We start from the raw sequence: 26,990 nt of genomic DNA on the forward strand, positions 1-26,990 counted from the left end.
TTCAATCACGGTTGCCCGGGCGTTTATCGGGCGGCTCCCCGCACAACAACAAACAGGGAACACACGATGAAGAACGTACCACTGTATCTAGCAGGCGAATTTGTTCAGAGCCAGGCCAGCGAATGGATTGATGTGACGGATCCCGCCACCAACGAGGTGATTGCCAAAGCGCCCTGCACCACAGACGCGGAGATGCGCAAGGCCATCGATAGCGCCGGTGAAATGTTCAAGACCTGGAAAGAAGTGCCGGTGTCTGAGCGCGCCCGGGTGATGCTGCGTTATCAGGCACTGTTGAAAGAGCACCACGATGAGATCGCGGAAATCCTGTCACAGGAAACCGGTAAGACCTTTGACGATGCCAAGGGCGATGTCTGGCGAGGCATTGAAGTTGTAGAGCACGCCGCCAACGTCGCCTCCATGATGATGGGCGAGACCGTCGAGAACGTGGCAAGAGAAGTGGACACTCACTCCTGGATCCAGCCGCTGGGCGTGTGCGCCGGTATTACCCCGTTCAACTTCCCGGCGATGATTCCGTTGTGGATGTTCCCCATGGCCATCGCCTGCGGTAACACCTTTATTCTGAAACCGTCCGAACAGGACCCGCTGACGCCGATGCGTCTGGCTGAACTGTTTGAAGAAGCCGGCGCACCCAAGGGCGTTCTGCAGGTGGTCCACGGTGGCAAGGAGCAGGTGGATGTGCTGCTGACCGATCCGGCCATCCGGGCCGTGTCGTTCGTCGGCTCGGTGCCGGTGGGCCGTTACATCTACGAGACCGGTACCCGTAACATGAAGCGGGTGCAAAGCTTTGCCGGCGCCAAGAACCACATGGTGATCCTGCCGGACGCCGACAAGCAGCAGGTCATCAATGCCCTGGTGGGTGCGTCCGTTGGCGCGGCCGGCCAGCGGTGCATGGCGATTTCCGTTGCGGTGTTCGTGGGCGAGGCGCAGAACTGGATTCCGGAACTGAAGGAAGCCATGGCGAAGGTCCGCCCGGGCGCCTGGAACGATTCTGGCGCCAGTTACGGCCCGGTGATCAGCGCCAAGGCGAAGGATCGGATCGAATCGCTGATCGCCACCGGCGAAGCCCAGGGCGCGAAGCTGCAGTTGGATGGCCGTGGTTGCTCCGTTGACGGCCTGCCCGATGGTAACTGGGTTGGTCCGACGCTGTTCTCCGGCGTGACGCCGGACATGGATATCTACAACGAGGAGATCTTTGGCCCGGTATTGTCCTGCGTGGAACTGGACAGCCTGGGTGAAGCAATCGAACTGATCAACAACAGCCCGTACGGCAACGGTGTTTCCCTCTTTACCAGCTCAGGCGGTTGTGCACGTCGCTTCCAGCATGAGATTGATGTGGGTCAGGTGGGTATCAATATTCCTATCCCGGTGCCCCTGCCGTTCTTCTCCTTCACCGGCTGGAAAGGTTCTTTTTACGGTGACCAGCATGCCTACGGCAAGCAGGCGGTGCGTTTCTATACCGAAACCAAGACGGTGACCTCGCGCTGGTTCTCCAGTGAGGCGACCACGTCTGAAGCGAACTTCTCAATCCAGCTGCGCTAATCGCGGTGACGTTGAGCAAGTACGCTTCCCGGACTGGAGCCTGACGATGGATTTTAACCTGACAGAAGACCAGCTGGCGTTTCGTGAGGCAGCCCGGGCGTTCGCGGAGAAATCCATGGCGCCCCACGCTGCCCGGTGGGACGACGAGCACATCTTCCCGAAAGATGTATTGAAAGAAGCCGGCGACATGGGCTTTATGGGGATGTACACCCCGGAAGCCCTGGGTGGCATGGGCCTTTCACGACTCGATACCTCGGTCATTGTGGAGGAGCTGGCCGCGGCCTGCCCCTCCACGGCCGCCTTTATCACCATTCACAATATGGCGACCTGGATGGTCGCCAGCTTCGCCTCCGACGACCTCAAGCAGGAAATCGTGCCGAAACTCGCCAGCGGCGAATGGCTGGCCTCCTATTGCCTGACCGAACCCGGCGCCGGCTCCGATGCCGCGAGCCTGCGGACCAGGGCAGTGAGGGAGGGTGACAGTTATGTGATCAATGGCAGCAAGGTGTTTATCTCCGGCGCCGGCGACACCGACATCCTTGTGCTGATGGCGCGCACCGGCGGGCCGGATTCCGGCTCGAAAGGCATATCCACCTTCGTGATTCCGGCCGACGCCGACGGTGTCTCCTATGGCAAGAACGAAGAGAAAATGGGCTGGCACAGTCAGCCAACCCGCATGATCAACCTGGAGAACGTTCGTATTCCCGCCAGTAACCGGGTCGGGAACGAGGGGGATGGTTTCGCCATCGCCATGAAAGGCCTCGACGGCGGTCGCCTGAATATCGCCACCTGCTCGCTGGGCGGCGCCCAGGCGGCTTTGCTGCGGGCCCGCAACTACATGCATGAGCGTGAGCAGTTCGGTAAACCGCTGGCGGCTTTCCAGGCCCTGCAGTTCAAACTGGCCGACATGGCCACCAATCTGGTGGCGGCCCGGCAGATGGTTCGGCTCGGGGCTTTCAAACTCGACAGTGGCGATCCGGAGGCCACCCTGCACTGTGCCATGGCCAAGCGATTTGCCACCGATGCCTGCTTTGAGGTGGTAAACGACGCCCTGCAGTTGCACGGCGGCTACGGTTATATCCGGGAATACCCGTTGGAGCGGTATCTGCGCGACCTGCGTGTCCATCAGATTCTGGAAGGCACTAACGAAATCATGCGACTGATCGTCGCCCGCCGATTGCTGGATGACAGGGTTGCCGAGGCGATCCAGTAAACCTCGCGGAGGCCATCCAACACGGCGCGGAGCCCGTCTAACAAGGAGAATTCAATGAGCGATATGATTCAGCTCGAGAAACGCGACCACATTGCGGTACTGACCATCAACAACCCGCCGGCCAACACCTGGACCAAAGAGTCGCTGGCAGCATTGACGGCGACGGTCCGTGAACTGAACGAAGACCGTGACATATTTGCCCTGGTGGTGACCGGGCAGGGGGAGAAGTTCTTCTCCGCAGGCGCCGATCTGAAAACCTTTGCCGACGGTGACAAGGCCCGCGCTAATGAGATGGGGCAGGCTTTCGGCGAAGCCTTTGCAGCCTTGACCGGCTTCCGCGGGGTGTCCATTGCCGCCGTGAATGGTTACGCCATGGGTGGCGGCCTGGAATGCGCCATGGCCTGTGACATCCGCATCGCCGAAGAACATGCGCAGATGGCATTGCCGGAAGCCGGTGTTGGCCTTCTGCCTTGTGCCGGCGGCACCCAGAACCTGCCCTGGCTGGTGGGCGAGGGTTGGGCCAAGCGGATGATCCTGTGTGGCGAACGGGTCAAGGCCGACAAGGCCCTGCAGATCGGTCTGGTGGAAGAGGTGGTTCCCAGCGGACAGGGGCTGGACAAGGCTCTGGAACTGGCGGAAATGGCCTGCAAGCAGAGCCCGTCGGCTGTTGCCCGTTGCAAGACCCTGGTTATGAGTGCCCGGGATGGACGCAGTCATGACGATGGCTGGCGCATGGAGCGGGAACTGTTCATTGAGCTGTTCTCCACCGAAGACCAGAAAGAAGGCGTGAACGCTTTTCTGGACAAGCGCAAACCACAATGGAAGAACCGTTGATATGACTGATCAACCGATGGTTTTCGAAGAGTGGCCCACCGCCGATGGCAGTCACATTGCGGTGGCCCGACTGAGCATGCCGAAGGCGCTCAACTCGCTGTCGCTGGAAATGATCCGGTTGCTGACCCCGCAACTCAAGCGTTGGGCCGACGACAGCAGCATCTGCGCGGTATGGCTGGAAGCTGAAGGTGACAAGGCCTTCTGTGCCGGCGGTGATATCGTGGCGCTGTATCGGAGCATGACCGAGCCACACGCCGCGGGCGAGGGCGCTACGTTCTTCGAAGAAGAATACGAGATGGACTACCTCATCCATACCTTTCCCAAGCCCATCGTGTGCTGGGGCCATGGCATCGTGATGGGCGGCGGCATGGGCATCATGTCGGGTGCCTCTCATCGGGTCGTCACCGAGGGCTCGAAACTGGCGATGCCCGAAAGCAGCATTGGCCTGTATCCGGATGTGGCGGCCGGTTGGTTCCTTAACCGCACGCCGGGACGCACCGGGTTGTTCCTGGGCCTTACCGGCGCCCGGATGAATGGGGCGGATGCCCTGTTCGTGGGTCTGGCGGACCGGTTTATCAGACACGACCTGAAAGCCGATGTGACCGCGGCGCTGAAGCAGCGCAACTGGCAGGGACAGGACTGTTACGCCGTCGTCAGCAGTGTGCTGCGGCAGTTCGAGCAACAGAGCACCGAGGCACGGCCGGAATCGCCGGTGCGAAACCACTTTGATGACATCAACCGGGTGATGGATGCCGATTCGCTCGAAGAGGTGGTCGCGCAACTGAACGAACTGGCGGGTGGCGATGGCTGGCTGGCCAAAGCCGTCAAACCGCTGGCAGCGGCCTCGCCCACGTCTCTGGCCCTGTGCTGGCACCACCTGAATAACGTGCGCCACGACAGTCTGGAACAGGTGCTGGATAAAGAGCTGACACTGTCCCGCAACTGCCTGAGCAAAGGCGAGTTCGCCGAGGGCATTCGTGCCCTGCTGATCGACAAGGATCAGCAGCCTCGCTGGCGCTATGCCTCACTGGCGGAAATGGACAGTGCCTGGATTGATGACTTTTTCACGCAATTACAACAATAAGGGGAAAGGATATGGCAACGATTACATTTATCGGGCTGGGTAACATGGGTGGCCCCATGGCCAGCAATCTGGTCAAGGCCGGGCACGACGTTACTGTGTTCGACCTGTCGAAAGAGGCCGTCGAGGCCCTGGTCGCCGAAGGTGCGAAATCCGCGAATACAGCCCATGACGCGGCCAAGGGCGCAGAGTGTGTGATCACCATGCTTCCTGCCGGGCAGCATGTAGAGGCGGTATACCTGGGTGAGGATGGATTGCTGGCCAATCTGCCGGCTGGCACCCTGGTCATTGATTCATCCACCATTGCGCCGGAAACGGCCCGTGGTGTGGCCAATGCCGCCAGAAAAATGGACATTCCGTTTCTGGATGCCCCGGTATCTGGCGGGGTGGGCGGTGCCAAAGCAGGTACCCTGACCTTCATCTGCGGTGGCTCGGAAGAGACCTTCAACAAGGCAAAGCCGATTCTGGAGGGCATGGGCAAAAACATCTTCCACGCTGGCGATCATGGCTCCGGGCAGGTGGCGAAAATCTGCAACAACATGATGCTGGCGATCCTGATGGCGGGCACCAGTGAAGCGCTGGCGCTGGGCGTCAAGAACGGCCTTGATCCGGCGGTGCTGTCTGAAATCATGAAGCAAAGTTCCGGCGGTAACTGGGCACTGAACGTGTACAACCCCTGGCCGGGTGTCATGGAAGGCGTTCCTGCTTCCCGTGGTTACGAAGGCGGTTTCCTGGTAAATCTGATGAACAAGGACCTGGGGCTGGCCTTCGACAACGCTGTCAAGAACCACGCTGCCATTCCCATGGGGTCGCTGGCCCGTAACCTGTTCGAGCTGCACGCGGGGCAGGGCAATGGCGGGCTGGATTTTTCCAGCATCCAGCGTTTGTACAAACCGGAATAAGCATTGGTACGGCGAGGGCACTGTCCTCAAATCCGGCACTGGTCACTGGATTTTCCGGGTCAGTGCTGGTAATTTCCGCCCATCGAAATCGGGCAGGTTAACCACGGAACGGGTTAGCTGAGCACTGTCCGGATCAGCATCTCAACATACCTTCAAGGATTGAAGATATGCCTCAGGCAAGCGGACTGCAGTTTACCGCCGTTGTTGGCGGATTCCCCTCGGATGTATTCGTCGTCGTTGGCTTTGAACTGACGGAAGGTCTCTCAGAACAGTTTACCGGCAACCTTGAGCTGGCCAGCACCGATCCTTCGGTGTCTGCCGCGGATGTGCTGGAGCAACCCGTGGATCTGGTGGTGTGGCAGGACGGCGCACCGCTGCGCCGCTTCACCGGCGTAGCCAGCGAATTCGCCCGCGGCGACAGCGGTCACCGCCGCACCCGCTACAAGATCGTCTTCCAGCCCGCCCTGTGGCGACTGGGCCTTATGCACAACAGCCGCATTTTCCAGACCCAGACCACCGACGCCATCGTGCGCACCCTGCTGGAAGAGCGCGGCATCGTCGATACCGTGTTTGATCTGAAACGTAGCCCAGAAGAGCGGGAATACTGCGTCCAGCACCGGGAAAGCGACCTGGCCTTTGTCGAGCGCATGGCCGCCGAGGAAGGCTGGCACTATCGCTACCAGCACGGCTCGGTGGACGGCAGCGAACAACCCGCCCTGGTCATCGCCGATCACCACGGTGACGCCCCGAAACTTGACGCCGTGGAATACAATGCCAAAGCCGGCGGCAGCGCCAAAACTCCCTGTGTGTTCCGCTTCGCCTACCAGGAACGGGTGCGCACCAGCTCCGTCGCCATGAAGGACTACACCTTCAAGAACCCCGCCTACGCGCTGATGCATGAAAGCGCCGGTGCCGACCTCAACCACCGCGACGATTACCAGAACTACCAGTACCCCGGCCGCTTCAAGGCCGACGCCAGCGGCCAGCCCTTCGCCGACGCCCGGCTGGAGGCTCTGCGTAACGACGCCAGCACCGCCAGCGGAGAAAGCAACCGCGCCGACTTCACCCCCGGCGCCAAAGTGGCCCTCATCGACCACGACAGCGAGCCCCTGAACCGGGAATGGCTGCTCACCGGCATCGTCCACACCGGCAAACAGCCTCAAGCCCTGGAAGAAGAGGGCGGTTCCGACCCCACCAGTTACAGCAACCGGTTCAACGCCGTGCCTGCCGACCGCCCCTGGCGCCCGCAGATCGAGCATCGCCCGCTCATGGACGGCCCACAGATGGCCATCGTCACCGGCCCCGAAGGCGAGGAGATCCACTGCGACAAACACGGCCGGGTGAAAGTACGGTTCCCGTGGGATCGCTACTCAAAGAACGACGAACACTCCAGCGCCTGGCTCAGAGTCAGCCAGGACTGGGCCGGTGGTCAATACGGCTTTATGGCGCTGCCGAGAATCGGCCACGAAGTCATCGTGTCCTTCCTCGACGGTGACCCTGACCAGCCCATCATCACCGGCCGTACCTATCACGCCACCAACACGCCGCCGTACGCGCTGCCGGAACACAAGACAAGAACCACATTAAAAACCCAGACCCACAAGGGCGAGGGCAGCAACGAACTGCGGTTTGAAGATGAAGCCGACAAAGAACAGATCTACCTCCACGCCCAGAAAGACCTGGACCTGCTGACCGAACACAACCGCACGGAAGTCATCAGGAACGATAGCCACCGCACCGTCGACAACAACCGCTTTGCTCAGGTCAAAGGAAATGACCATGCCACCGTCGACGGCGAACGCCGGGACCACATCGGTGGTGATTACAGCCTCACGGCAAATGGCAGCCACCACAGTAAGCAGGGTAAAAACCAGCTCGTTGAAGCCGGTAGCGAAATCCACCACAAAGCCGGGATGAAGATCGTCATTGAAGCGGGTGCGGAAGTGACGCTGAAGGCTGGTGGAAGTTTTGTGAAGGTGGACCCGAGTGGGGTGACGGTTTCAGGGCCGCTGGTGCGGATGAATTCTGGTGGTGGGCCGGGGAGTGGTACCGCCGCGTCCGCTCAGGTACCGGAGGTGCCGACGATATTAGATGAGGGACAAATGCCGGAGAGTTCGTCCACACACCTTGAGGGAACGGAGGCCCGGAAGGATGGGGCGCCAGATCAGGTTACCCCATCCGCTCTACAGGCAGTCGGCGTGAGCGCGATAACCCGAGCCGCCAAAGGTGGGCAAACGTTCGTTTCGGGATGTGAATTTGATAGCAGCGGTAGGTGCGTCATACATGACCACGGCTGAAACGGATATTAAACAGATAACAACAGAGCCCGGAGGGAACTTCGCCCTCCTTGATTTAGCCCAGAGGGACGACAAGAGCCTGCTGTCCTGGCTCTACAGCTACTTTGGCAACACACAAATCGAGTGGGAGCCGCTCTACAATGGCTCGGAACTGCAGGAAATCTGGAACGCGGGGCCAATTCTGATCGCACTCGAACAGCAAAATGAATTCCGGAGTGCCTTCATCGAGCGTTGCGAAAAGGAACCCCTGGGTATTCTACTTAATGCTCCAGGTACGGAACTGGCTGTTTTGGCAAAGCATCTGAAGAGCCATGTGACGGCGGAGCTCGACGGGAAGTCATCGCTTTTCCGCTTTTACGATCCACGTAGCCTCGGCCCCCTGCTAAAGGTTCTGCAACCAAACCAGAGTTATCAACTAATGGGCGCTTCCCAGTGGTGCTGGTGCCACGATGGCCAATGGTGGGCGACCACGGAATCACAATCCGCCGACTGGCCGGAACCGGAACAGCCGCTTGTGATCGGCAAGGCGCAGTTGGATGCATTGGGTGAGGCCCGACTTGCCCAGTTCGCCGCTTCGCTGACGGACTATTACCGGCCCCATATTCCCGCCCCGGACCCGGAACAATTTGTTCTGGCGGAAATTAGATCTGCGGATGAATCAGGGGTGACCCTGCTTGCCGACCAGGAGCGCTGGGTAAGGCTGGCGATCCAGGCAGGCGTGTCACTAACGGAATCCACAAACTGGAAACATCTGGCGAATGATCAGGGACTATCACCAAGCCAGATTCTGACTCATCTGGAAAGCGAACAAAGGACTGTAGCTCATGTCGACTGATGCCCCGGTGCAACTTCCTCCTTCCAAGGTCTCCGAATCAGACCAGACTTCAAGCCAATCCGAGGCGAAAGACTGCCAGCAATGCAAAAACGCCACGGTCGTTTATGTGACTGGGCATCGCAGTTTCTGGGTGCTCCCGCAGAATGTTCTCGACAAGATGGAAACCAGCGCCGCCCGCCTCAAGGCGGCTGCTTCAAGGGAGACCCTGGACGAGCGGCTAACCGAAATGGAAAAGGCAGGTTTGACCGATCTGTTCCTGCCCGCCACGGCCAAAAGTTTCCTGCCACCAGCCGAGCAAAACGAGTGGGATGACTTGTACAGTCAGAATGAGGATGCCGACCGGGAGTTACATAGGCTGGACGGAGAGCTGAATAATAAAGAAGAGGCTTACCGTCAGCAGGTGCAGGCGCTCGCCACGAACGAAGCGTATTACCGCAATCGCACGGAAGCCAAGGTGCAATGGCATCAATCCCGGCAGGAGTTGGAAAATCGCAAGAAGGATATCCGGGCGGCGAAAGAGAATCGAACCGACCGATTGTTAGACCTCCAGGATCAAGGGCTGGGCGCAGCCCGGGAAGCTGGGTTCCATGTGGTGGAGCAGGAGCTGTTCTCTCCTGAGCAGCGGAACATCAAAGAGCTGCTATCGGCCTACCTGGAAGCTCGAAAAGACTTTGAAGAGGACGAATTGTCCAACGAAACAGTGGCTGCCGTCTTCGTTCACACCTGCCGCCTAAACCGGGAGTTGATGGCGTATGAATGGCAAAATGAGGCACCTGATATCCAGAAGGTTGAACAGTACCTGACGGAGCTGAACAAGTTGGAAGGCAAGATGAGGGACTATGCCGATGCGGTGCTGGATCTTGCCAATATCGGTATCGCCTCACCTGAATATGCGCTGGCGAATGGGCATCGCCAGGTGAAGGATGGCATTCTGGATATGACCGACCTTCGGTTGCTGGATTGGGAAATCGAGCAGCTTACCAAGGATATGAAAGAGCATGGCTGGGCCTGGCTTAGCGTGATTGGCCTGAATGGCCCCGCGCCGGCCCCGGAAATTCTGCAATACCAGCACAAAATTGAGACCTGTCAGAAAAAGCAGAAGGCATTGCAGTGCCGGGCCGAAGAGCAGGCCAATGAAATGTCGCCCCCAAAGCTGTTCATTTGGAATCCGGCCGACTACAGCACGCCTCCCTATAAAGCCTTGGTACGTCCCGGGGTTCCGCTGCGGGAATTCTCCCGGCCAGGAGGCGACTCCGAACTGCAGCATTTCTCGCTCTTGGACTTGCCTGGTGGCCAGGAAAGATTGGGCACCCCGGAGACCCCTAAGTCACCCTTCGATATCGCCCTATCTCTCAAAGCGGCTCAGAAACCGGGTCAGGATGAAGCCCTTGAGAAACTGTTAACGGATCAAGGAGCGAAAAAATATCCTCTACAGGAACACTGGTTCGACGATCAGGGGCTATTTCAGCCGGACCGGTTCTTCGGGGTCATCGCAGATGAAGGCGTTTTGGAGCAGTACAATGCCGAGGAGCTTGCTGCCTGGGGCGCCCACCTCCGGGTGTTTCTGTTTGAGTCCGAGGCAAAGCGTCATCTTATGAGCTTCGATGACAGCTACACCGGACAGTTCGTCAGGCTGCTATCCAGTGGTATTGCTGGCGAACTGGGCCGTGAACTGCAAAACCAGATAAAAGTGGAAGTGCTGTCGGGCGTTAGTGGCCCTGCCAATGAGCCCTCCATCAGTATGAAGAACGGGGAGTCCAAGATAGGGTATACCCTGGGTGAGGCCAAAATTGGCGCGAACCTGACATACAGGCAGGGGCAACTGGATCTGTTCTCTCTGAAACTGCCGGAACCGGAAGAGGCGGAACCAATCCGCATACCCTACCGGAGCGAAGGGGGGAGCGGAGAACTGGATCTGGGTCGGTTCTACTGTGAGGTTGACGCCAAGTGCTGGGGATTCGTGGGCGCCCGCATTCTGATGAGTCGCTCGATAGGCGTTGAAGCGGTGAAGGGAAAGGGCATTCAGCTCACAGGTGTGGACCGGGAGAAACGGGAGGTTAGCGGAGCTGAATTCGATGCCTTTGCTGGGGCCCAAGCGGGTAAGATGACGCGCACCGAAATGAAATGGTCCATTCCTCAACACCTCCGGCAATCAGAGAAATGGCGCCGACTGGGGGAGGATGTCCCCGAGTGGATCACCCTGGGGGTGCTCCGTAATGAGTTGGTTGGCGCGGTTGGCCTTGGCGCGACGGGAGAAATCAAGGTTGGGTTGAACAACGGCCGGCTGGTCTTCTATGCCAAAGGCCGCGCAGTGGCTGGCCTGGGTGGCGGCATGGCCATTGGCTTCGAGTTGGATTTTGATACTCTCCCCATCTTAATGCGCGTCTTGCAGCAGGAACTGCACGACAACGGATACCGCCGCATCTACTGGATTGAAGACGGTGCGTTTGAGTATCTGAGCATGCTGATGAACCTGCGGCTCTCGGCGGCACTGAACATCTCGTTTCTTGCGGCGCAGTCCTATGACTTCGTTCAACGGGTCTACCGGGACTTCCACAGTAGTGAAAATGCTGGGATTGTGGCAGTGAGGATTACCGAAGCCATTGATATCGCGGAAGGTAGAACCGTGCCGACTGATGATGTACCCCGAGTAACACTGGATGAATACCGGTCGTGGTTCCTGGGGTTGCAGCCCGAAGCCATCGGCCCAATGCTGCACCATCTTGTTGCAGAGCCCGTTGAGTTTGAGGGCCAAGATGGAGAGCGGAGGTCTCCAGAGGAAATGCTGAAACTCCAACAGACCTCGATCTTGCAATGCTGTGAATGGATAGGAGAATCTGAACGGGTTAAACCAGAATCGTATCGGGGAGAGACACCCAACCGTATCCAGCGGCAGTTTGAGGAATCTGTGACCCGTATGAATGCCCAGGGCACCAAGCCAACAGAGGATTCCCTGCAAGTGGCCAGGGATAATTTGGCCAGACTTGATGAGTTTATGGGGCGCGGCTTGTTTCAGCCAGGTGATAGCGAACGTTTCCATGATTATAAAAAACTTCGTAGAAAATTTAGCTTACATCTGTTGGGGCAGGCTTGAATTATGTTGAAAATCTTGTTGGCTCGGACTTTCGGGCTGTTGTTATTACTTTTATCGGCGTCTATGGCTCAGGCCAAACCCGATCAAGAGCGGGCGGAAGCCTTGTTTCAGGAAGGATATACCCTCTACCAGCAACGCTACAGCCCGAATGCCTTCACCAAGTTCAAGGAAGCGGCCCGGCTGGGCCATGCTGAGGCGGCCTACTACGCAGCAAATATTCTTCGTCGGAATTCGACTTACATTACACCTGAGGCCGAAGAGTTTTACCGGCAAGCAGCTGAAGGGGGCGATGTCTACGCCATGCTGCGGTTTGCCCAGAAGGGGAAAATGTGCGGTACGCTCAGGAACTGCGATTATGACCGTGAAGAGTGGCTGGACCGGGCAAAGGAGATTGCGCTTCCGAAGGCAGAAGCTGGCGACACTCAGGCCATGATGGCTTTATCCTCAGCTTACGCCATTGGCGGAGACTCGGATAAGGACTTTGAGTGGGTAGAGCGCGCAGCTGAAAACGGTCATGCCTTTGCCCAGTATTGGATGGCAGTCATGCTGGATGAGCAGGGCAGAGGCTTTTACTGGACCGAGGAGGGGCGCAGGGAAGATGTCCTCAAGTGGCTCAGGGCGTCAGCAGAGCAGGGGTTTCCCAAGGCGATCCTCAAATTGGCAGGGGAGTACAAGGAAGACGGTCGGTTCGAGGAGTCCCACGAGTGGGTCGAGCGCATGGCAAAGACAGATTATTTTGATGCCCTCTATAACTACGGCCTGATTCTTCTGGACGGACCAGAAGGGATGTATCGCTATCCCGAGACTAAACCAATTGAAGGTATGGCTGTACTGTTGGCGATCTACAGACAGCGCGGTAGCTCGGCAGTAAAACGAAGTATCGATAGGAGAGCGCCTAGCCTGTCTTCCGAAGTCATTGCAGAAGCAGAGAAACGATCCGAAGAAATTTTGGTCGATACGCCGATTATTTACTACCTGCCGAAATTCGGTATGTAAGGATGTTTTTGAGACGGTCTCTTAGGAGGATTGCTATAGATATGATCCCTATGATGACCCGCGCGGGGTGGTCGATCCGTGGATTCTGCAGGTATCGATTTCCGCTGCTCCGCTGCGTCGTTAATAACTCCAAACCCATCAATTAATCGCTAGGCACAGTGTTTTCAAGGAGGAAACCATGAACACTATAAATGTGAACTCACCGAACCAGAAAAATCGACTGATCGCGATGATTCTGGCCATGTTTCTGGGAATTTTCGGAATCGATCGCTTTTATCTGGGCAAATGGAAGTCCGGTGTCGCCAAGGGCCTTACGCTCGGCGGACTTGGTCTCTGGTGGTTCATTGACGGAGCGTTATTACTGCTTGACGCCTTTCTGCATTCTTTAGGGAAAGACTCCGGTATCGTGAAAGACGCTCGAGGACAGGATCTTCGGTTGGGACTGTCAATGTACCGATTGAAGGACGGTCGTTTTCATCGTGACTGGTTTTCAAACTGAGGCGTGCACGTCTCACTCGCTAACCCGGAGTTCAGGCTGAGCAGTCTCAACCTCTTTCGTGACCGCAAAAACTAAAGCCCCCCTTGTGAATTCCACGTAACTCGCCCCATTATGCAGCCCGGGCCGGAGCAGGGTAGACTGTTTGTTTGCGATACCGGCCTGGAGTTTCCCCGGCCGGACTTCTGATAACAAACACAGGGCTCATAATGGACGGCGACTCCAAGCAGAACGAACTGGCAGAAGAAAGCAAACGTCCCCTGGTTTCCTCCGACCTTTCCACTCCCATTCACGGTCTGTTTGCGCTTGGGGTGCTCTACACCCTTTACCTGGCCCATCAGATCGTACTACCGATCATTCTTGCAGTGTTGACCAGCCTGTTACTGGCGCCACTGGTAAAGAAGGCATACATCAAATGGCGCGTACCGCGGATGGTCAGTTCACTGCTGCTGGTGCTGATGGTGCTCGCGGGTATTGTTGGTGTGGGGGTTGCCGTCGCCATGCCGGCTCTGGAGTGGGCTGAGAAGGCGCCGCAGGGTATCTCGCGTTTATTGGTGGGCCAGAGCAGCTTCCAGCAGCAGATCGAACGGGTCACCGAATCGGCTGAAAAAGTCGAGAAGTCGGTAGAAGGGCTGTCAAAAGAAGACGAAGCTGAGAAGCCAACAACCGTGGTGCTGCAAACGGAATCCTGGCGCAGCCAGTTGATGAGTAAAGCGCGTAATGGCGTGGCAGGCCTCGCATTGGCGCTAGCACTGACGTACTTCCTGCTGGTCGGCGGTGATCGCCTGATCCGCAATCTGGTCAAGCAGTTACCGCGGCACCAGCGCAAGACGGCGCTGCGGATCACCCATGACTCCCAGAGCGAAATTGCACAGTACCTGGGGGTTCTCGGGCTGAGTAACACGGCGGTGGGCGTGACCACCGGCTTGATGTGCTGGGCCGTGGGGCTTCCGGATCCGGCGGTGTGGGGCATTGTCGCCGCGCTTGCCCGTTTCATTCCCTATCTGGGGGTTATTCTCACCATCGCGTTGCTGGCCGTGGTATCCGCCATCAGCCTGGATGCCGTCTGGATGATGGCCATCGCGCCACTGGGTTACCTGGCACTGACCACGTTGGTCGGCTTTTTCATCGAACCCTGGATTCACGGCTTTCGCATGGCGATCAATCCGGTCGTGATCTTCGTCTCCATCTTCTTCTGGGGCTGGCTCTGGGGGCCGGTGGGTGTGCTGCTTGCGGTGCCGCTGATGACAGTGATTCAGGTGGTGCTGAAACAGATTCCCCGCCTACGGCCGGTCTATCGGGTGATTGCCCGCTGACGCATTGTGGATACCCGCAACCGGCGCTGACAGTGGCGGTATTCTCTCCTATGCTGATCTGATACTGCCCATTCAGCGTTCACGGAGAGTCACCGCCCATGATCCCTGCCACCATGAAAGCCATGGTTCTCACCGGCTATGGCGATATCGACAAACTGGACTACCGCGATGTAACCACGCCATCACCCGGCCCCGGGGAGGTTCTGGTGCAGGTGACGGCCACTGCCAAGAACAACACCGATCGCAAGGCCCGGGAAGGGCTTTACCCCACCAAAAAAGGCGAAATGCAGTCCTTCCAGATGGGGGGAGAGCCCACCTTGCAGTTCCCCAGAATCCAGGGCGCGGATATCGCCGGCCGGATTGTAGCCGTGGGCGAGGGGGTCAGCGACAGCCGGGTCGGTGAACGGGGGCTGCTCGATTTCAACATCTACGCCAATGACCGCCGCGATATCAATCTAACCCCGGATTACTTCGGTCACGGCGCCGACGGTGGCTACGCCGAATACGTGTCGCTGCCGTCCGACCAGTTCCATCACATCCCCAACCCGGAACTGACGGATGCCGAAGTGGCGTCGATGGGGATGTGCTCTTACCAGACCGCCATGCACATGATGACTTCCGCCAACATCCGCGCCGGTGAACGTGTGCTGGTTTCCGGTGCCAGCGGGGGTGTCGGTACCGCGCTGATCCAGCTCTGCCGCATCATGGGCGCCGTTCCCTATGCCCTCAGTCAGCAGGACAAGGCCGACGCCCTGCTCAGGCTGGGCGCCGAAGCGGTGCTGGACCGCTCAGACATGGCGTCGTTCGTCGACAGGGTCAAGGCTGAAACCGGCGGCAGGCCCATCGACGCGGTGATGGATCTGGTGGGCGGCGAGATGACCGATATCTTTATCGACACCATGATTTTCGACATGAATGCCCGCGATACCTATCCCAGGTTGAGCATTGCCGGAGCCAGCGGCGGCAACATCAGCGAGATTCTCTGGACGCGAATCTACCTGTATCAGGTGCAGATCTTCGGGGTCTCCCACGGCACCCGCGAGGAGGCCGAGCAATTGATGGCGTGGATTCGCGGTGGGCAGTTGAAGCCGGTACTGCATGGGGCGTTTCCGTTGTCGGAGCTGCATCGGGCGGAACGGTATTTTGTCAGCCGGGGCAGCAATTATCTCGGCAAGATCGTGATCGTTCCCGACAGCCAGTGGAACGAGCACGGCAAACCCTATGCCCTGGAAACAGCCTGAGGAGACTGCCCGATGAAGCCTGAACTGACCATCCAGTTGATGGATACCCATGCCGGTGGCGACGTCAGTCGCATCGTCACCGGAGGCATCGATGCCTTACCGGGCGACACGGTGCGCGCCCAGATGGAGTATCTGCGGGACGACGCCGACGGGTTGCGCCAACTGTTGCTGGAAGAGCCCTACGGCATTCCGGAAATGTCCGTGGATCTGCTGGTTCCCCCCACGGATCCGCAGGCGGCAGCCGGTTACATCATCATGGAGGTCATGGGTTATCCGATCTATTCTGGGTCCAACACCATCTGTACCGCAACCGCGGTATTGGAGGCGGGCATTGTGCCCAAACAGGAGGGCCATCAGCGTTTTATGCTGGAGTCGCCGGCCGGGCTGGTGCAGATCGAGGCAACCGTGCACAACGGCGTGGTGGAGGCGGTGACCTGTGAAGGACTGCCCAGCTATATCCATACCCACAATGCCACCATCGACGTACCTTCGTGGGGCCGCGTCACCTACAGTGTGGCCTACAGTGGTGGTTTCTACGCGCTGGTGGATGCGACCAGTCTTGGTTTCGATCTCACCCTGGATGAAGAGCGCAGGCTGGGGGGCGCCGCCAAGGCTATTGTAGAAGCTATTCAGGCGGAACGGGGCTTTTCACACTACACGCTCGGAGACGTCGGGCCACTGCCCTTCCTGCATTTCATGGGGCCAGTCCGGCATGTGGCAGAGGGCTACTACCGTTCCCGTTCTGCCACCTATGTGCATCCCGGCGTGATCTGCCGCAGTACAACCGGTACCGGGACCTCGGCGCGGCTGGCGCTGATGAGCTATGAAGGCAAAATCAAGCCGGGCGACAAGCTGGAAACGGTGTCGCTGCGGGAAACCGGTTTCATCGGCGAACTGACCTCGATGGCGAAGGAGGGCGAGTACCAGGTGGTGAATAACAATATCACCGGGAAAGCCTATGTCCTCGCGCGTTCGGAGATCGTCGTCAATTGCGATGACCCGTTGGTCGATTGCGGCTCTCTTCACCACGTCCTTTCCGACAGTCACGACTGAACCCTTCCCGGGGCCCGGGTAGGGCGGGCCCTCATAAGCCTTCTTTCAAACCTGCTTTATTGGTCTAAAGTTTACCTTTACGTAAACAAGACCCTGTGCTAAACCTAAAAGCCAGTCTTGAACGATAAAAACAACAGGAGTGGATAATGAGCCTCCCGGAATACGCAACGGTCTATAACAATTTCGACGCCGCCGCTCTGGAAGCGGAAATCCTGGATGGAAGCCTGGAGTCCGGGATCAATGTCTGCCATGAAATTTGCGACAAGTGGGCCGAAGATCCCCAGCGCGTCGCGCTTTACTATGAGAAGGACGACGGGGGCGACGGCGTTCTTACCTTCGCCGAGCTTAAAGAGCAGTCCGCACGATTCGCCAACTACCTCAAGTCGCGGGGAATCGGCAAAGGCGATCGCGTGGCCGGCCTGTTACCGCGAAGCCCTGAGTTGCTGGTGGTCATTGCCGGCGCATTGCGGGCGGGAGCGGTGTACCAGCCGCTGTTTACCGCTTTTGGCTCCGGCGCCATCGAGTACCGGCTCGAGCGCGCGGCCACCAAGCTGGTGGTCACCGACCCGGTGAATTATCCGAAAATGACCGAAGTGAACAGCTGCCCACCGGTGGTCTGCGTGAACGCGGCAGAGGCGGGCGACGGAATCCCCGATTTTGAAAGCACGCTGGCTGCACAGGAGCCGACATTCGAACCGGTCATGATCAAGGGGACCGACCCCTTCTTCCAGATGTTCACCTCAGGCACCGTGGGTAAGGCCAAAGGGGTCGCCGTGCCCGCACGGGCGCTGATGGCGTTCTACGTTTACATGAAGTACGCCATCGACCTGCGGGACGACGATCGGTACTGGAACGTCGCGGATCCGGGATGGGCCTATGGCCTGTATTACGCCGTGGTCGGACCGCTGATGATGGGGCACGCCACCCATTTCAACCCGGGCGCGTTCACCCCGGAATCCACCTACGACATGATCCGCAAATACAAGATCACCAACCTGGCGGCGGCGCCGACCGCGTATCGGTTGCTCAAGGCCAATGACCATGTGCTGCCCGAGGGAGAGAACCTGGGCCTCAGGGTGGCCAGCAGTGCCGGCGAGCCGCTGAATCCGGAGGTGGTCAACTGGATCAAGAACCGTCACTTCTGCCCGGTCAAGGACCATTACGGGCAGACCGAAACGGGCATGACCTGCTGCAATTTCCACGGGCTTGAGCACCCGGTGCGTCAGGGTTCCATGGGGTATTCGTCACCGGGTCACAAGGTGGTGGCGCTGAATGAGAAAAACGATGAGGTCGGCGAAGGCGAAATCGGTCAGCTGGCGGTCGACGTCAAGGCGTCGCCGCTGTTCCACTTTGATGGTTATACCTGGGGTGAGAAGGACCCGTTTGTGAAGGGCTATTACCTCACCGGCGACATGGTGATCTGCCATGGTGACGGCAGCTTCTCGTTCAGTGGTCGCGACGATGACATCATTACCACCGCGGGTTATCGCGTGGGCCCGGCGGACGTGGAAAGCACACTGCTGGAGCACGCGGCAGTGGCGGAATCCGGTGTGGTGGCCAAGCCCGATGAAAAGCGCGGGTCCATCATCAAGGCTTACGTGGTGATCAAAGGCGGCCAGGAACCGGCAGACGATCAATCGCTGAAAGACGAACTGCAGGATCTGGTGCGGCGCCGGCTGTCCACCCACGCTTACCCCCGTGAAATCGAGTTTGTGGATGAGCTGCCCAAGACTCCCAGTGGCAAGATCCAGCGTTTCGTTCTGCGCAACCGCGCCAAGGATGAAACCGACGCATGAGGATTACGTTTGACGAACTGAAGGGCTTTCTGGACGAGCAGTTCCCCCAGGGGGCCGCCTACGGCACCCTGCAGAAGCTCGGGGATGGCTGGGCCGAAATGAAGCTGGAGGTGGATGAGGCACATCTTCGCCCTGGAGGTACGGTCGCCGGGCCGGCGATGATGGGGCTGGCGGACGTCACGCTTTATGCCGCGCTGTTAAGCCGGATCGGCCTGGTGCCGCTGGCGGTAACCACCAACCTCAACATCAATTTCCTGCGCAAGCCGGTGGCCCACAGCCCGATCTGGGCGCGGGCCACCATGCTGAAAGTGGGGCGCACCATGGGCGTGGGTGAGGTGTTCGTCTATTCCGAAGGCATCGAGGAGCCGGTGGCCCACTCCACCATGACGTACTCCATTCCCCCGGAGCGCTAGCCCGATGCACATCCGTGATCACTCTGTCCCCGTGGGTGACGGCGTCGTGCTGCAGGCACGCCGTATCCAGCATGATGAAAGCCGTGGCCCTACGGTGGTCTTTCTCCACGACTCGGTAGGCAACATTGCCCTGTGGCGGAAGTTTCCGGAGCGGGTCGCCAAGGCCTCCGGCCTGGATGTGCTGGTTTATGAGCGCCGCGGGTACGGGCAGTCCAGTGACGAGGTGCTGCCGCGCCCCTATGACTATCAAGAGCAGGAGGGGGCGGTGTGGCTGCCTCGTCTGCTGGATGCGCTTGGCATTGGCGACGTTGTGCTGCTGGGCCACAGTGACGGCGCGTCCATCGCCCTGATTGGTGCTGGCACCATGGGCAGGCGCATCCGGGGATTGATCACCATGGCGGCGCACGTCTGGGCCGATCACCTGACCATTGCCGGCATTGAAGAGGCCGTGAGGCAGTTTCGGGAAGAGGATCTGCGTGACAAGCTGCTCCGGCATCACGGCCACCGAACCGATGATCTGTTCTGGGCCTGGCCCACCGTCTGGCTGGACAAGGGGTTTCAGGAGTCCATGGATTTCTCACGCTGGCTGGACGCCATCGAATGCCCGTCTATGATCATTCAGGGGGAGAACGACGAATACGGCGTCCCGGAACAGGTCACGGTGATTGTCGAAGGTATCGGCGATAACGCGACTCCCGTGTTTCTGCCCGAAACCGGCCACTCGCCACACCTTGAACGTCCGGACGAAACACTGTCACTGGTCTGTGGTTTCCTGGCGAAAATGGATGACTGGAAAAACCGAAGATTATTATTGACGTTTACGTATACGTTAACTTAGTCTGAAAGTGCTTCAATTTAGTTTCGATGTACAACAATAACAAAGGTGGGATGGCACGATGAGTGACCAGTTCGTTCTCGAAACCCGCGGCCTTGTCAAAGAATTCAAAGGCTTTGTCGCCGTGGACGACGTTAACCTCAAGGTTCAGCGCGGCCACATTCATGCCCTCATCGGGCCGAACGGCGCAGGCAAGACCACCGTCTTCAATCTGCTGACCAAGTTTCTCCAGCCGACCCACGGCAAGATTCTCTTCAACGGCAAAGACATCACTGCGCTCAAGTCTGCCGCCATTGCCCGCAAAGGGGTGGTGCGTTCTTTCCAGATTTCCGCCGTGTTCCCCCACATGACCGCATTGGAAAATATCCGCGTTGCGCTGCAGAGCTTTCAGGGCAACAGCTTCCAGTTCTGGAAATCCGGTGCCAGCCTCAACAAGCTGAACGAGCGCTGCATGGAATTGCTGGATGCGGTTGGGCTGACCGAGTTTGCCAACACCACCACCGTGGAACTGGCCTATGGCCGCAAACGCGCGCTGGAACTGGCGACCACGCTGGCCATGGAGCCGGAGCTGCTGTTGCTTGACGAGCCCACGCAAGGTATGGGCCGGGAAGACGTGGACCGGGTCGTTCACTTGGTTCGCAAGGCAGCTGAAGGCCGCACCGTGCTGATGGTGGAGCACAACCTCAGCGTTGTCAGCACGTTGTGTGATCGCATTACCGTGCTGGCGCAAGGGGCGGTGCTAACCGAGGGGGGCTACCAGGAGGTATCGGAAGATCCCCGGGTGCGGGAGGTCTACATGGGCAGCGCCAAGACCACTCAGGAGGCAGTCGAATGAGTCAGGGGCCGGAGAAGGACTATGAACAGCTTCGGGTTGCCGGGCTGCACGCGTTTTACGGTGAATCCCACATTCTTCACGGTATTGATCTGGTGGTGCACCGGGGCGAGCTGGTCACGCTCCTGGGTCGCAACGGCGCCGGGCGCAGTACCACCCTGAAAGCCATCATGAATATGGTGGGGCGACGCACCGGTTCCATCATGATCAACGGCAACGAAACCATGTCTTGCCAGCCACACCATATTGCCAGGTTGGGTGTTGGGTATTGCCCCGAACACAGGGGCATTTTTTCCGCACTCAATGTTCATGAAAACCTGACCCTGCCGCCGGTGGTGCGCAGTGGCGGCATGAGCCTGGAAGAAATCTACAACATGTTCCCCAATCTGTACGAGCGCCGCTTCAGCCAGGGCACCAAGCTGTCCGGTGGCGAACAGCAGATGCTGGCCATGGCACGCATACTCAGAACCGGGGCCAACATGCTCCTGCTGGACGAGATTACCGAGGGCCTGGCGCCGGTGATCGTCGAGAAGCTGGCCGAGGTCCTGGTCAAGCTCAAGAACAAGGGCCTGACCATCGTACTGGTCGAGCAGAATTTTCATTTCGCCGCACCACTGGCGGACCGTCATTACGTGATGGAACACGGCCAGATTGTGGAGGAAATCAGCGCCGCGGAGCTTGAGTCCAAGCAGGCGGTGCTGGACAACTACCTGGGCGTGTAACGCCCGCCAACCCGATAGCATTAACCCAACAACAGTAGCGGAGATACAACAATGACAATTATGAAGAAGCTCCTTACAACCGCGGTTGCCTCAGCCATGATGGTGGGCAGCGCGCAGGCCGAGATCTCGAACGATACCGTCAAGATCGGCTACCTGGCAGACATGTCGGGAACCTATCGTGATCTGGCGGGCCCCAACGGTCTCAAAGCCCTGGAGATGGCGATTGCCGACTTTGGCGGCACGGTAAACGGCGCCAAAATCGAAGTCGTCAGCGCCGACGATCGCAACAACCCGGACTCATCCTCCAGCACCGTGCGCCGTTGGCTCGAGAACGAGGACGTCGACATGGTCGCCGGCCTGGTGGCGTCGTCGGTCACCATCGCAGTGACCAAACTGCTGCAGGAAAATGACAGCCTGGGCATTGTCTCCGGCTCGGCGGCTTCCAGCATTACCAACGAGCACTGCACACCGAACCACATCCACTACGTGTACGACACCTATCCGCTGGCGAACGGCACAGCGAAAGCCGTGGTTCAGGAAGGCGGCAAGGAGTGGTTTATCCTGACCGCGGACTATGCGTTTGGCCACGCGCTGGAAGGTGACGTGACCAAGGTGGTCGAAGAGAATGGCGGCAAGGTCATCAAGACCGCGCGTCATCCGTTCCCGACCTCGGATTTCTCGTCCTATATTCTTCAGGCTCAGTCCTCGGGCGCCGATGTGGTTGCGCTGGCGAACGCCGGTTCGGACACCACCAACGCCATCACCACGGCGGGCGAATTCGGCCTGACCCAGTCCGGGCAGACACTTGCGGCCCTGTTGCTGTTCCTCACCGATGTCCACGCACTGGGCGTGAACTCTGCCCAGGGTATCCAGCTCACCACAGGTTGGTACTGGGATCTGAACGAGGAAACCCGCGCGTGGTCTGACCGTTTCATGGAAGCCACTGGTGTACGCCCGACCATGGTTCACGCGGGCATCTACTCCAGCACCATGCAGTACCTCAATGCCGTCAAGGCAACCGGATCGGATGATGCCCAGACGGTTCGCAAGCAGATGATGGATACACCGATCAACGACATGTTTGCCACCAACGGCAAGATCCGCGAAGACGGCCGCATGGTACACGACATGTATCTGGCGGAAGTGAAAACTCCTGAAGAGTCAGAGAACGAGTGGGATCTGTACAAGATCGTGCGCACTATCCCGGCGGACGAGGCCTATCGCCCGCTGTCCGAGAGCAAGTGTTCGCTCGTTTCCAGTAACTGATCCTGAGCCATTAAACCGGTGCCGGCCCTGCCAGTGGCAGGGCGGCCACCGGAACCTGCAGATGGACAAACCGGATACCGGGTTTGCACTGCTTTTGGAGTTTGCTACATGACCATGATTCTGGGAGTTCCCGTTGCCGTGCTGTTCGGTCAGCTCTTGCTCGGGATAATCAACGGCGCTTTCTACGCTCTGTTGAGCCTTGGGCTGGCGGTAATCTTCGGCCTGCTCAAAATCATCAATTTTGCCCACGGTGCCATGTATATGATGGGCGCCATGGCGACCGTGATCATGTTCGACGCCCTGGGTATCAATTACTGGGTGGCGTTGTTTGTGGCTCCGGTCATCGTCGGCTGCTTCGGTATGCTGATCGAGTATTTTCTGCTGCGCCGGATCGCCGGTCAGGATCACATCTACAGCCTGTTGCTGACATTCGGCGTGGCGCTGATGATTCAGGGAATCCTCACCAATATTTATGGGGTGTCCGGTATGCGGTACTCCATGCCGGATCTGTTCCAGGGCGGGTTCAAGCTCGATTTCATGTACCTGCCTTACTACCGTGCCTGGGTTATTTTCATGGCGCTGGTGGTCTGTTTCGGCACCTGGTTCATGATCGAGAAAACCAAACTGGGCGCGTACCTGCGGGCCGGTACTGAAGACGCCCAGCTGATGCAGGGCTTCGGCATCAACGTGCCGTTGCTGATCAGCCTCACGTATGGCTTTGGCGTTATGCTGGCCGCATTTGCCGGTGTGCTGGCGGCTCCCATCTATTCCGTCAATCCGGTGATGGGGTCGAATATTCTGATTGTGGTGTTCGCGGTTGTGGTTATCGGCGGTATGGGCTCCATTGCCGGCGCCATTATCACCGGTTTGCTGATGGGCGTGATTGAGGGGCTCACCAAGACGTTCTACCCGGAATTCTCGTCGGCGGTTATCTTCCTGGTGATGGTGATCGTGTTGTTGATTCGCCCGTCGGGCCTGTTTGGTAAGGAGGCGTAATCATGGGCAATCCTGTCGATCCTGGCGATATCCAGAAGAGCATGATCAAAGACGAAAAAGCCGACAAGCGTCGCAAGAATATCCTGAACCTGGTGCTGCTGGCGCTGTTGCTGGTTGCTCCGGCGGTGATCTACCCGGTCTTCCTGATGAAGATCCTGTGTTTCGCGCTGTTTGCGGTGGCCTTCAACCTGCTGCTGGGCTTCACCGGCCTGCTGTCTTTCGGGCATGCTGCCTTCCTGGCGGCTGGTGGTTACACCACCGGCTATCTGCTCTCGACCTATTCCGGGTTAACCACGGAAATGGGCATCATTGCCGGCACGCTGGCGGCCACGGTACTGGGCGCCTTATTTGCGGTGGTTGCCATCCGGCGTCAGGGCATCTACTTCGCGATGATCACGCTGGCCTTGGCCCAACTGGTTTACTTCGGCTTCGTGCAGGCGCCGTTCACCGGCGGTGAAGACGGCATGCACGGCGTTCCCCGTGGACACCTGTTCGGCATCATCGATCTGGAGAATAACCTGGCGATGTACTATTTCGTGCTCGCTGTGTTCCTTGGCGGTTACCTGCTGGTGCAGCGCGTGGTGGGCTCTCCGTACGGCCAAGTGCTCAAGGCGATCAAGCAGAACGAACCGAGAGCAGTCTCTCTGGGTTACAACGTCAACCAGTACAAGGTGCTGGCATTCGTGATGTCCGCCGGTCTGGCGGGGCTGGCCGGCTCGGTGAAGACCGTGGTGTTCCAGCTGGCGTCCCTCAACGATGCCCACTGGCACATGTCCGGTGAGGTAATTCTGATGACACTGCTGGGCGGAACCGGCACCTTGCTCGGGCCGGTCTTCGGTGCCACCTTTGTGGTCAACCTGGAGTACCAGCTGTCCCAGGGCCCGCTGGGAGATTGGGTGGATCCGATCCTCGGTGGCATTTTTGTGCTCACGGTTATCGCGTTTCAGTCTGGTATTGTTGGCGAGGTTCAGAAGTTCGTTAAGAAGAATCTTGGCTGAGAATCCCATTAGCGCATTGATCCAGAAAGAAGGGCTGCCCAAGGGCAGCCTTCTTTCGGCTCGGCAATTGGCCGGCTGAACACCAGTCTAGTTATTGGAGAAACGGCAGCGCTGTGTAAGGGGTGGAAGTAACTCGTTCTCCGGGGTCTCTGAAAATACCAAATAGGTCTGACCAGCCATTTCTACTTCGAACTGTAGGTTTTTTCGCCCGCCGCCGATATGCTTTCCTGCCCAACTCGGCCAGAATTTGTACACATTGCCTGTGAAATTTAGAACGCCATCATCGGCCAGCGGCAGGGCATCCGCCACAATGTCGTATTCGACGACGAAGCCCATTACACCACTATCCACCAACTCAGCCGCCTGGGTATTCGAGCGACGGAGCGGCCAAATGTGTGGTGAAGGAGCATCGAAATACTCAGTGGCTTCGATCGAAAACGGGTCGAAACAGTTAGTTTCAATCGCGTATTTTTTATAGCAGCCGGTCAGGAACAGCAGGCCCGTAACCAGAAGTGTGGCCGTGAAAAATCTCAAACCAGATCCTCGCATCCGTGCGTTGGTGGTCAGTGATAACGGGTCTTGATCAGGCGGCCTTGTGGCCTTTTACCAACAATCCCTCCGAGGTGCGCTCGGATATTATCTTGGCCGGCATTCCCCCTATGGTTGCATTCCCCTGGGGGAAGCTTTTGTTTACAACGGAATTCGCGCCAATTGCCATGTTCGGGCCGAGGGTTATTTTGCCAAACATCTTTACGCCGGGTCCGATATAACAGTTGTCACCAATGACAGGAGCGTCGGCACGCTTGCCCGCTTCAGTTCCTATGTTTACGCACACATGCAACCGACAGTTGGCCCCAACTTTCGCGCCACCATTCACCACGATCGTTCCATGGTGAGCGATGGATAGGCCGGGCCCGAAAACGTTGATGGGAATTGAGAAGCCGAGTTTCGATCCCAGCCTCTGATACCGATAGGAGACGATCCCTCGTAGGATGCGGTTCCTCTTGCAGTTTGTGAGGTACTCAAGCCGCCTCATGAGCCGTTGAAACCGCCAGACATCATTGAACAGAAGGGCTTTCTTGGTTCGTTTCCGACCTAAAGCAATCCGGTCTGCTTCAAGATAACTCCGATAATCTTCGTACGATGCAATCACACTCCTGTCTCCCTGGAAGGTGGGGCCGTCATCCTTACTTGGCCTGCATATTAAATTTGGTTTCTAAACTAGGCAAAAAGCAGGATGAGGTCAAAAGCTTCTTCGTGCATGTTATCCCAGCCCAATGGTATCTGTGCGCCGGAGTGCTATGATCAGCGCCTGCATTTATCTGGCTGAACGGGTTTTATGAAAGTACCTAAGCGATTACAGCCCCTTGTCGATGACGGCATGGTGGACGAAGTGCTTTACCAGTTGATGAGCGGCAAGGAAGCGCAGGTTTATGTGGTGCGCTGCGGCGATCAGATACGGTGTGCCAAGGTGTTCAAGGAAGCTCAGAAGCGAAGTTTCAAGCAGGCCGTGGAGTATCAGGAAGGCCGTAAAGTCCGGAACAGCCGGCGAGCGCGGGCCATGGGCAAGAAAACCCGTTACGGCCAGAAGGAGCAGGAGAGTGCCTGGCTGAATGCCGAAGTGGACGCGCTGTATCGCCTTGCTGGCGCGGGCGTTCGGGTGCCGGAGCCGCTGGGGTTTGTGGACGGGGTTCTGCTGATGGAACTGGTGGCGGATGAAGACGGTAAGGCGGCGCCCCGGCTGGATGACGTGACCCTGTCGCCGGAACAGGCTCTGGAGTACCACGCCCACGTGATAGCCGAGGTGGTGCGCATGCTCTGCGCCGGCCTGATTCACGGCGATCTGTCCGAATTCAATGTGCTGGTGGACGGCAACGGACCGGTCATTATCGACCTGCCGCAGGCGGTGGACGCATCCGGCAACAATAACGCCGAGCGTATGCTGGAGCGCGATGTGGACAACATGCGTCGCTACTTTGGTCGTTTCGCGCCGGAGCTTCTTAAAACTGACTATGGCAAGGAAATCTGGGCTCTGTATGAGAGCGGTAAGCTGCACCCGGGCAGCAAACTCACGGGGTGCTTCGAGCACAACGAAACGGCCGCCAACGTGGATGAGCTGATGGAAGTGATCGACGCTGCCAAAGAGGAAGAATGGGAGCGCCAGGAGCGACTGCGGGACGCCGAAGAGGACTGACGGCCGGTGCTGCGTTTAGG

Annotated in this window: 24 protein-coding genes; 22 read left to right on the forward strand and 2 right to left on the reverse strand. The window is 58.3% G+C overall.

The window, feature by feature from the left end:
* Window positions 1-66: 66 nt before the first annotated feature.
* From DYI22_RS03460 to DYI22_RS03560, 21 genes are all read left to right on the forward strand, one after another.
* Window positions 67-1,560, forward strand: a complete 1,494-nt coding sequence (locus tag DYI22_RS03460; RefSeq protein WP_213476644.1) for a CoA-acylating methylmalonate-semialdehyde dehydrogenase — start codon at window positions 67-69, stop codon at window positions 1,558-1,560.
* A gap of 46 nt (window positions 1,561-1,606) precedes the next feature.
* Window positions 1,607-2,773 (forward strand): acyl-CoA dehydrogenase family protein, encoded by a 1,167-nt coding sequence (locus tag DYI22_RS03465; protein ID WP_213476645.1) that lies wholly within the window; start codon window positions 1,607-1,609, stop codon window positions 2,771-2,773.
* A gap of 54 nt (window positions 2,774-2,827) precedes the next feature.
* Window positions 2,828-3,607, forward strand: coding sequence for an enoyl-CoA hydratase (locus DYI22_RS03470; protein WP_213476646.1), 780 nt, complete (start codon window positions 2,828-2,830; stop codon window positions 3,605-3,607).
* Window position 3,608: 1 nt separating this feature from the next.
* Window positions 3,609-4,691, forward strand: coding sequence for an enoyl-CoA hydratase/isomerase family protein (locus DYI22_RS03475; RefSeq protein WP_213476647.1), 1,083 nt, complete (start codon window positions 3,609-3,611; stop codon window positions 4,689-4,691).
* 11 nt (window positions 4,692-4,702) lie between these two features.
* Window positions 4,703-5,590 (forward strand): 3-hydroxyisobutyrate dehydrogenase, encoded by an 888-nt coding sequence (gene mmsB, locus DYI22_RS03480; RefSeq protein WP_213476648.1) that lies wholly within the window; start codon window positions 4,703-4,705, stop codon window positions 5,588-5,590.
* Between the two features lie 167 nt (window positions 5,591-5,757).
* A complete protein-coding gene (locus DYI22_RS03485) occupies window positions 5,758-7,887 on the forward strand; it encodes a type VI secretion system Vgr family protein (protein ID WP_213476649.1) in 2,130 nt (709 codons plus the stop codon).
* On the forward strand, window positions 7,874-8,722 hold the full coding sequence (locus DYI22_RS03490) for a DUF4123 domain-containing protein (protein WP_213476650.1): 849 nt from the start codon (window positions 7,874-7,876) through the stop codon (window positions 8,720-8,722). Before DYI22_RS03485 ends, DYI22_RS03490 begins: the two co-directional genes overlap by 14 nt.
* Window positions 8,712-11,816: a hypothetical protein gene (locus tag DYI22_RS03495; protein ID WP_213476651.1), complete on the forward strand. Its 3,105-nt coding sequence runs from the start codon at window positions 8,712-8,714 to the stop codon at window positions 11,814-11,816. Before DYI22_RS03490 ends, DYI22_RS03495 begins: the two co-directional genes overlap by 11 nt.
* A 3-nt stretch (window positions 11,817-11,819) precedes the next feature.
* Window positions 11,820-12,812 carry a tetratricopeptide repeat protein gene (locus DYI22_RS03500; RefSeq protein ID WP_213476652.1) on the forward strand — a complete coding sequence of 331 codons (993 nt, stop codon included), beginning with the start codon at window positions 11,820-11,822 and terminating at the stop codon, window positions 12,810-12,812.
* 178 nt (window positions 12,813-12,990) lie between these two features.
* Window positions 12,991-13,311 (forward strand): TM2 domain-containing protein, encoded by a 321-nt coding sequence (locus DYI22_RS03505; RefSeq protein ID WP_213476653.1) that lies wholly within the window; start codon window positions 12,991-12,993, stop codon window positions 13,309-13,311.
* Window positions 13,312-13,517: 206 nt separating this feature from the next.
* Window positions 13,518-14,624 carry an AI-2E family transporter gene (locus DYI22_RS03510; RefSeq protein WP_213476654.1) on the forward strand — a complete coding sequence of 369 codons (1,107 nt, stop codon included), beginning with the start codon at window positions 13,518-13,520 and terminating at the stop codon, window positions 14,622-14,624.
* Between the two features lie 98 nt (window positions 14,625-14,722).
* Entirely contained in the window at window positions 14,723-15,865 is a 1,143-nt protein-coding gene (locus tag DYI22_RS03515; RefSeq protein WP_213476655.1) for a zinc-binding dehydrogenase, read from the forward strand.
* A gap of 12 nt (window positions 15,866-15,877) precedes the next feature.
* Complete coding sequence (locus DYI22_RS03520; protein WP_213476656.1) at window positions 15,878-16,918, forward strand: proline racemase family protein; 1,041 nt, start codon at window positions 15,878-15,880, stop codon at window positions 16,916-16,918.
* 146 nt (window positions 16,919-17,064) lie between these two features.
* Window positions 17,065-18,714, forward strand: a complete 1,650-nt coding sequence (locus tag DYI22_RS03525) for an AMP-binding protein (protein ID WP_213476657.1) — start codon at window positions 17,065-17,067, stop codon at window positions 18,712-18,714.
* Window positions 18,711-19,127: a PaaI family thioesterase gene (locus DYI22_RS03530; protein WP_213476658.1), complete on the forward strand. Its 417-nt coding sequence runs from the start codon at window positions 18,711-18,713 to the stop codon at window positions 19,125-19,127. The genes DYI22_RS03525 and DYI22_RS03530 overlap by 4 nt, the downstream gene beginning before the upstream one ends.
* Window positions 19,128-19,131: 4 nt before the next feature.
* A complete protein-coding gene (locus tag DYI22_RS03535; protein ID WP_213476659.1) occupies window positions 19,132-19,965 on the forward strand; it encodes an alpha/beta fold hydrolase in 834 nt (277 codons plus the stop codon).
* A gap of 58 nt (window positions 19,966-20,023) precedes the next feature.
* A complete protein-coding gene (locus DYI22_RS03540) occupies window positions 20,024-20,797 on the forward strand; it encodes an ABC transporter ATP-binding protein (RefSeq protein ID WP_213476660.1) in 774 nt (257 codons plus the stop codon).
* Window positions 20,794-21,516 carry an ABC transporter ATP-binding protein gene (locus tag DYI22_RS03545; protein ID WP_213476661.1) on the forward strand — a complete coding sequence of 241 codons (723 nt, stop codon included), beginning with the start codon at window positions 20,794-20,796 and terminating at the stop codon, window positions 21,514-21,516. The genes DYI22_RS03540 and DYI22_RS03545 overlap by 4 nt, the downstream gene beginning before the upstream one ends.
* Window positions 21,517-21,567: 51 nt before the next feature.
* Entirely contained in the window at window positions 21,568-22,782 is a 1,215-nt protein-coding gene (locus tag DYI22_RS03550) for an ABC transporter substrate-binding protein (RefSeq protein WP_213476662.1), read from the forward strand.
* 108 nt (window positions 22,783-22,890) lie between these two features.
* The gene (locus tag DYI22_RS03555; protein WP_213476663.1) at window positions 22,891-23,778 is read left to right on the forward strand and encodes a branched-chain amino acid ABC transporter permease; all 888 of its coding nucleotides are present in this window, start codon (window positions 22,891-22,893) and stop codon (window positions 23,776-23,778) included.
* Window positions 23,779-23,780: 2 nt separating this feature from the next.
* The gene (locus DYI22_RS03560; RefSeq protein WP_213476664.1) at window positions 23,781-24,776 is read left to right on the forward strand and encodes a branched-chain amino acid ABC transporter permease; all 996 of its coding nucleotides are present in this window, start codon (window positions 23,781-23,783) and stop codon (window positions 24,774-24,776) included.
* 87 nt (window positions 24,777-24,863) lie between these two features.
* Here the strand turns inward: DYI22_RS03560 and DYI22_RS03565 are convergent, their stop codons facing one another.
* On the reverse strand, window positions 24,864-25,310 hold the full coding sequence (locus DYI22_RS03565) for a YgdI/YgdR family lipoprotein (protein ID WP_213476665.1): 447 nt from the start codon (window positions 25,308-25,310) through the stop codon (window positions 24,864-24,866).
* Between the two features lie 49 nt (window positions 25,311-25,359).
* The gene (locus DYI22_RS03570; RefSeq protein ID WP_213476666.1) at window positions 25,360-25,929 is read right to left on the reverse strand and encodes a serine O-acetyltransferase; all 570 of its coding nucleotides are present in this window, start codon (window positions 25,927-25,929) and stop codon (window positions 25,360-25,362) included.
* A 186-nt stretch (window positions 25,930-26,115) separates the two neighbouring features.
* On the opposite strand from DYI22_RS03570, the gene DYI22_RS03575 reads away from it, so the two are divergent.
* The gene (locus DYI22_RS03575) at window positions 26,116-26,970 is read left to right on the forward strand and encodes a PA4780 family RIO1-like protein kinase (RefSeq protein ID WP_213476667.1); all 855 of its coding nucleotides are present in this window, start codon (window positions 26,116-26,118) and stop codon (window positions 26,968-26,970) included.
* Window positions 26,971-26,990 lie beyond the last annotated feature (20 nt).

The sequence above is a fragment of the Marinobacter lipolyticus genome, assembly GCF_018424605.1.
Lineage (GTDB): Bacteria > Pseudomonadota > Gammaproteobacteria > Pseudomonadales > Oleiphilaceae > Marinobacter > Marinobacter lipolyticus_B.

Bases quoted from the DNA above. Each gene is read 5' to 3' on its own strand.
- DYI22_RS03460 (WP_213476644.1), top strand. From the start codon at position 67: ATGAAGAACGTACCACTGTATCTAGCAGGCGAATTTGTTCAGAGCCAG.
- DYI22_RS03465 (WP_213476645.1), top strand. From the start codon at position 1,607: ATGGATTTTAACCTGACAGAAGACCAGCTGGCGTTTCGTGAGGCAGCC.
- DYI22_RS03470 (WP_213476646.1), top strand. From the start codon at position 2,828: ATGAGCGATATGATTCAGCTCGAGAAACGCGACCACATTGCGGTACTG.
- DYI22_RS03475 (WP_213476647.1), top strand. From the start codon at position 3,609: ATGACTGATCAACCGATGGTTTTCGAAGAGTGGCCCACCGCCGATGGC.
- mmsB (WP_213476648.1), top strand. From the start codon at position 4,703: ATGGCAACGATTACATTTATCGGGCTGGGTAACATGGGTGGCCCCATG.
- DYI22_RS03485 (WP_213476649.1), top strand. From the start codon at position 5,758: ATGCCTCAGGCAAGCGGACTGCAGTTTACCGCCGTTGTTGGCGGATTC.
- DYI22_RS03490 (WP_213476650.1), top strand. From the start codon at position 7,874: ATGACCACGGCTGAAACGGATATTAAACAGATAACAACAGAGCCCGGA.
- DYI22_RS03495 (WP_213476651.1), top strand. From the start codon at position 8,712: ATGTCGACTGATGCCCCGGTGCAACTTCCTCCTTCCAAGGTCTCCGAA.
- DYI22_RS03500 (WP_213476652.1), top strand. From the start codon at position 11,820: ATGTTGAAAATCTTGTTGGCTCGGACTTTCGGGCTGTTGTTATTACTT.
- DYI22_RS03505 (WP_213476653.1), top strand. From the start codon at position 12,991: ATGAACACTATAAATGTGAACTCACCGAACCAGAAAAATCGACTGATC.
- DYI22_RS03510 (WP_213476654.1), top strand. From the start codon at position 13,518: ATGGACGGCGACTCCAAGCAGAACGAACTGGCAGAAGAAAGCAAACGT.
- DYI22_RS03515 (WP_213476655.1), top strand. From the start codon at position 14,723: ATGATCCCTGCCACCATGAAAGCCATGGTTCTCACCGGCTATGGCGAT.
- DYI22_RS03520 (WP_213476656.1), top strand. From the start codon at position 15,878: ATGAAGCCTGAACTGACCATCCAGTTGATGGATACCCATGCCGGTGGC.
- DYI22_RS03525 (WP_213476657.1), top strand. From the start codon at position 17,065: ATGAGCCTCCCGGAATACGCAACGGTCTATAACAATTTCGACGCCGCC.
- DYI22_RS03530 (WP_213476658.1), top strand. From the start codon at position 18,711: ATGAGGATTACGTTTGACGAACTGAAGGGCTTTCTGGACGAGCAGTTC.
- DYI22_RS03535 (WP_213476659.1), top strand. From the start codon at position 19,132: ATGCACATCCGTGATCACTCTGTCCCCGTGGGTGACGGCGTCGTGCTG.
- DYI22_RS03540 (WP_213476660.1), top strand. From the start codon at position 20,024: ATGAGTGACCAGTTCGTTCTCGAAACCCGCGGCCTTGTCAAAGAATTC.
- DYI22_RS03545 (WP_213476661.1), top strand. From the start codon at position 20,794: ATGAGTCAGGGGCCGGAGAAGGACTATGAACAGCTTCGGGTTGCCGGG.
- DYI22_RS03550 (WP_213476662.1), top strand. From the start codon at position 21,568: ATGACAATTATGAAGAAGCTCCTTACAACCGCGGTTGCCTCAGCCATG.
- DYI22_RS03555 (WP_213476663.1), top strand. From the start codon at position 22,891: ATGACCATGATTCTGGGAGTTCCCGTTGCCGTGCTGTTCGGTCAGCTC.
- DYI22_RS03560 (WP_213476664.1), top strand. From the start codon at position 23,781: ATGGGCAATCCTGTCGATCCTGGCGATATCCAGAAGAGCATGATCAAA.
- DYI22_RS03575 (WP_213476667.1), top strand. From the start codon at position 26,116: ATGAAAGTACCTAAGCGATTACAGCCCCTTGTCGATGACGGCATGGTG.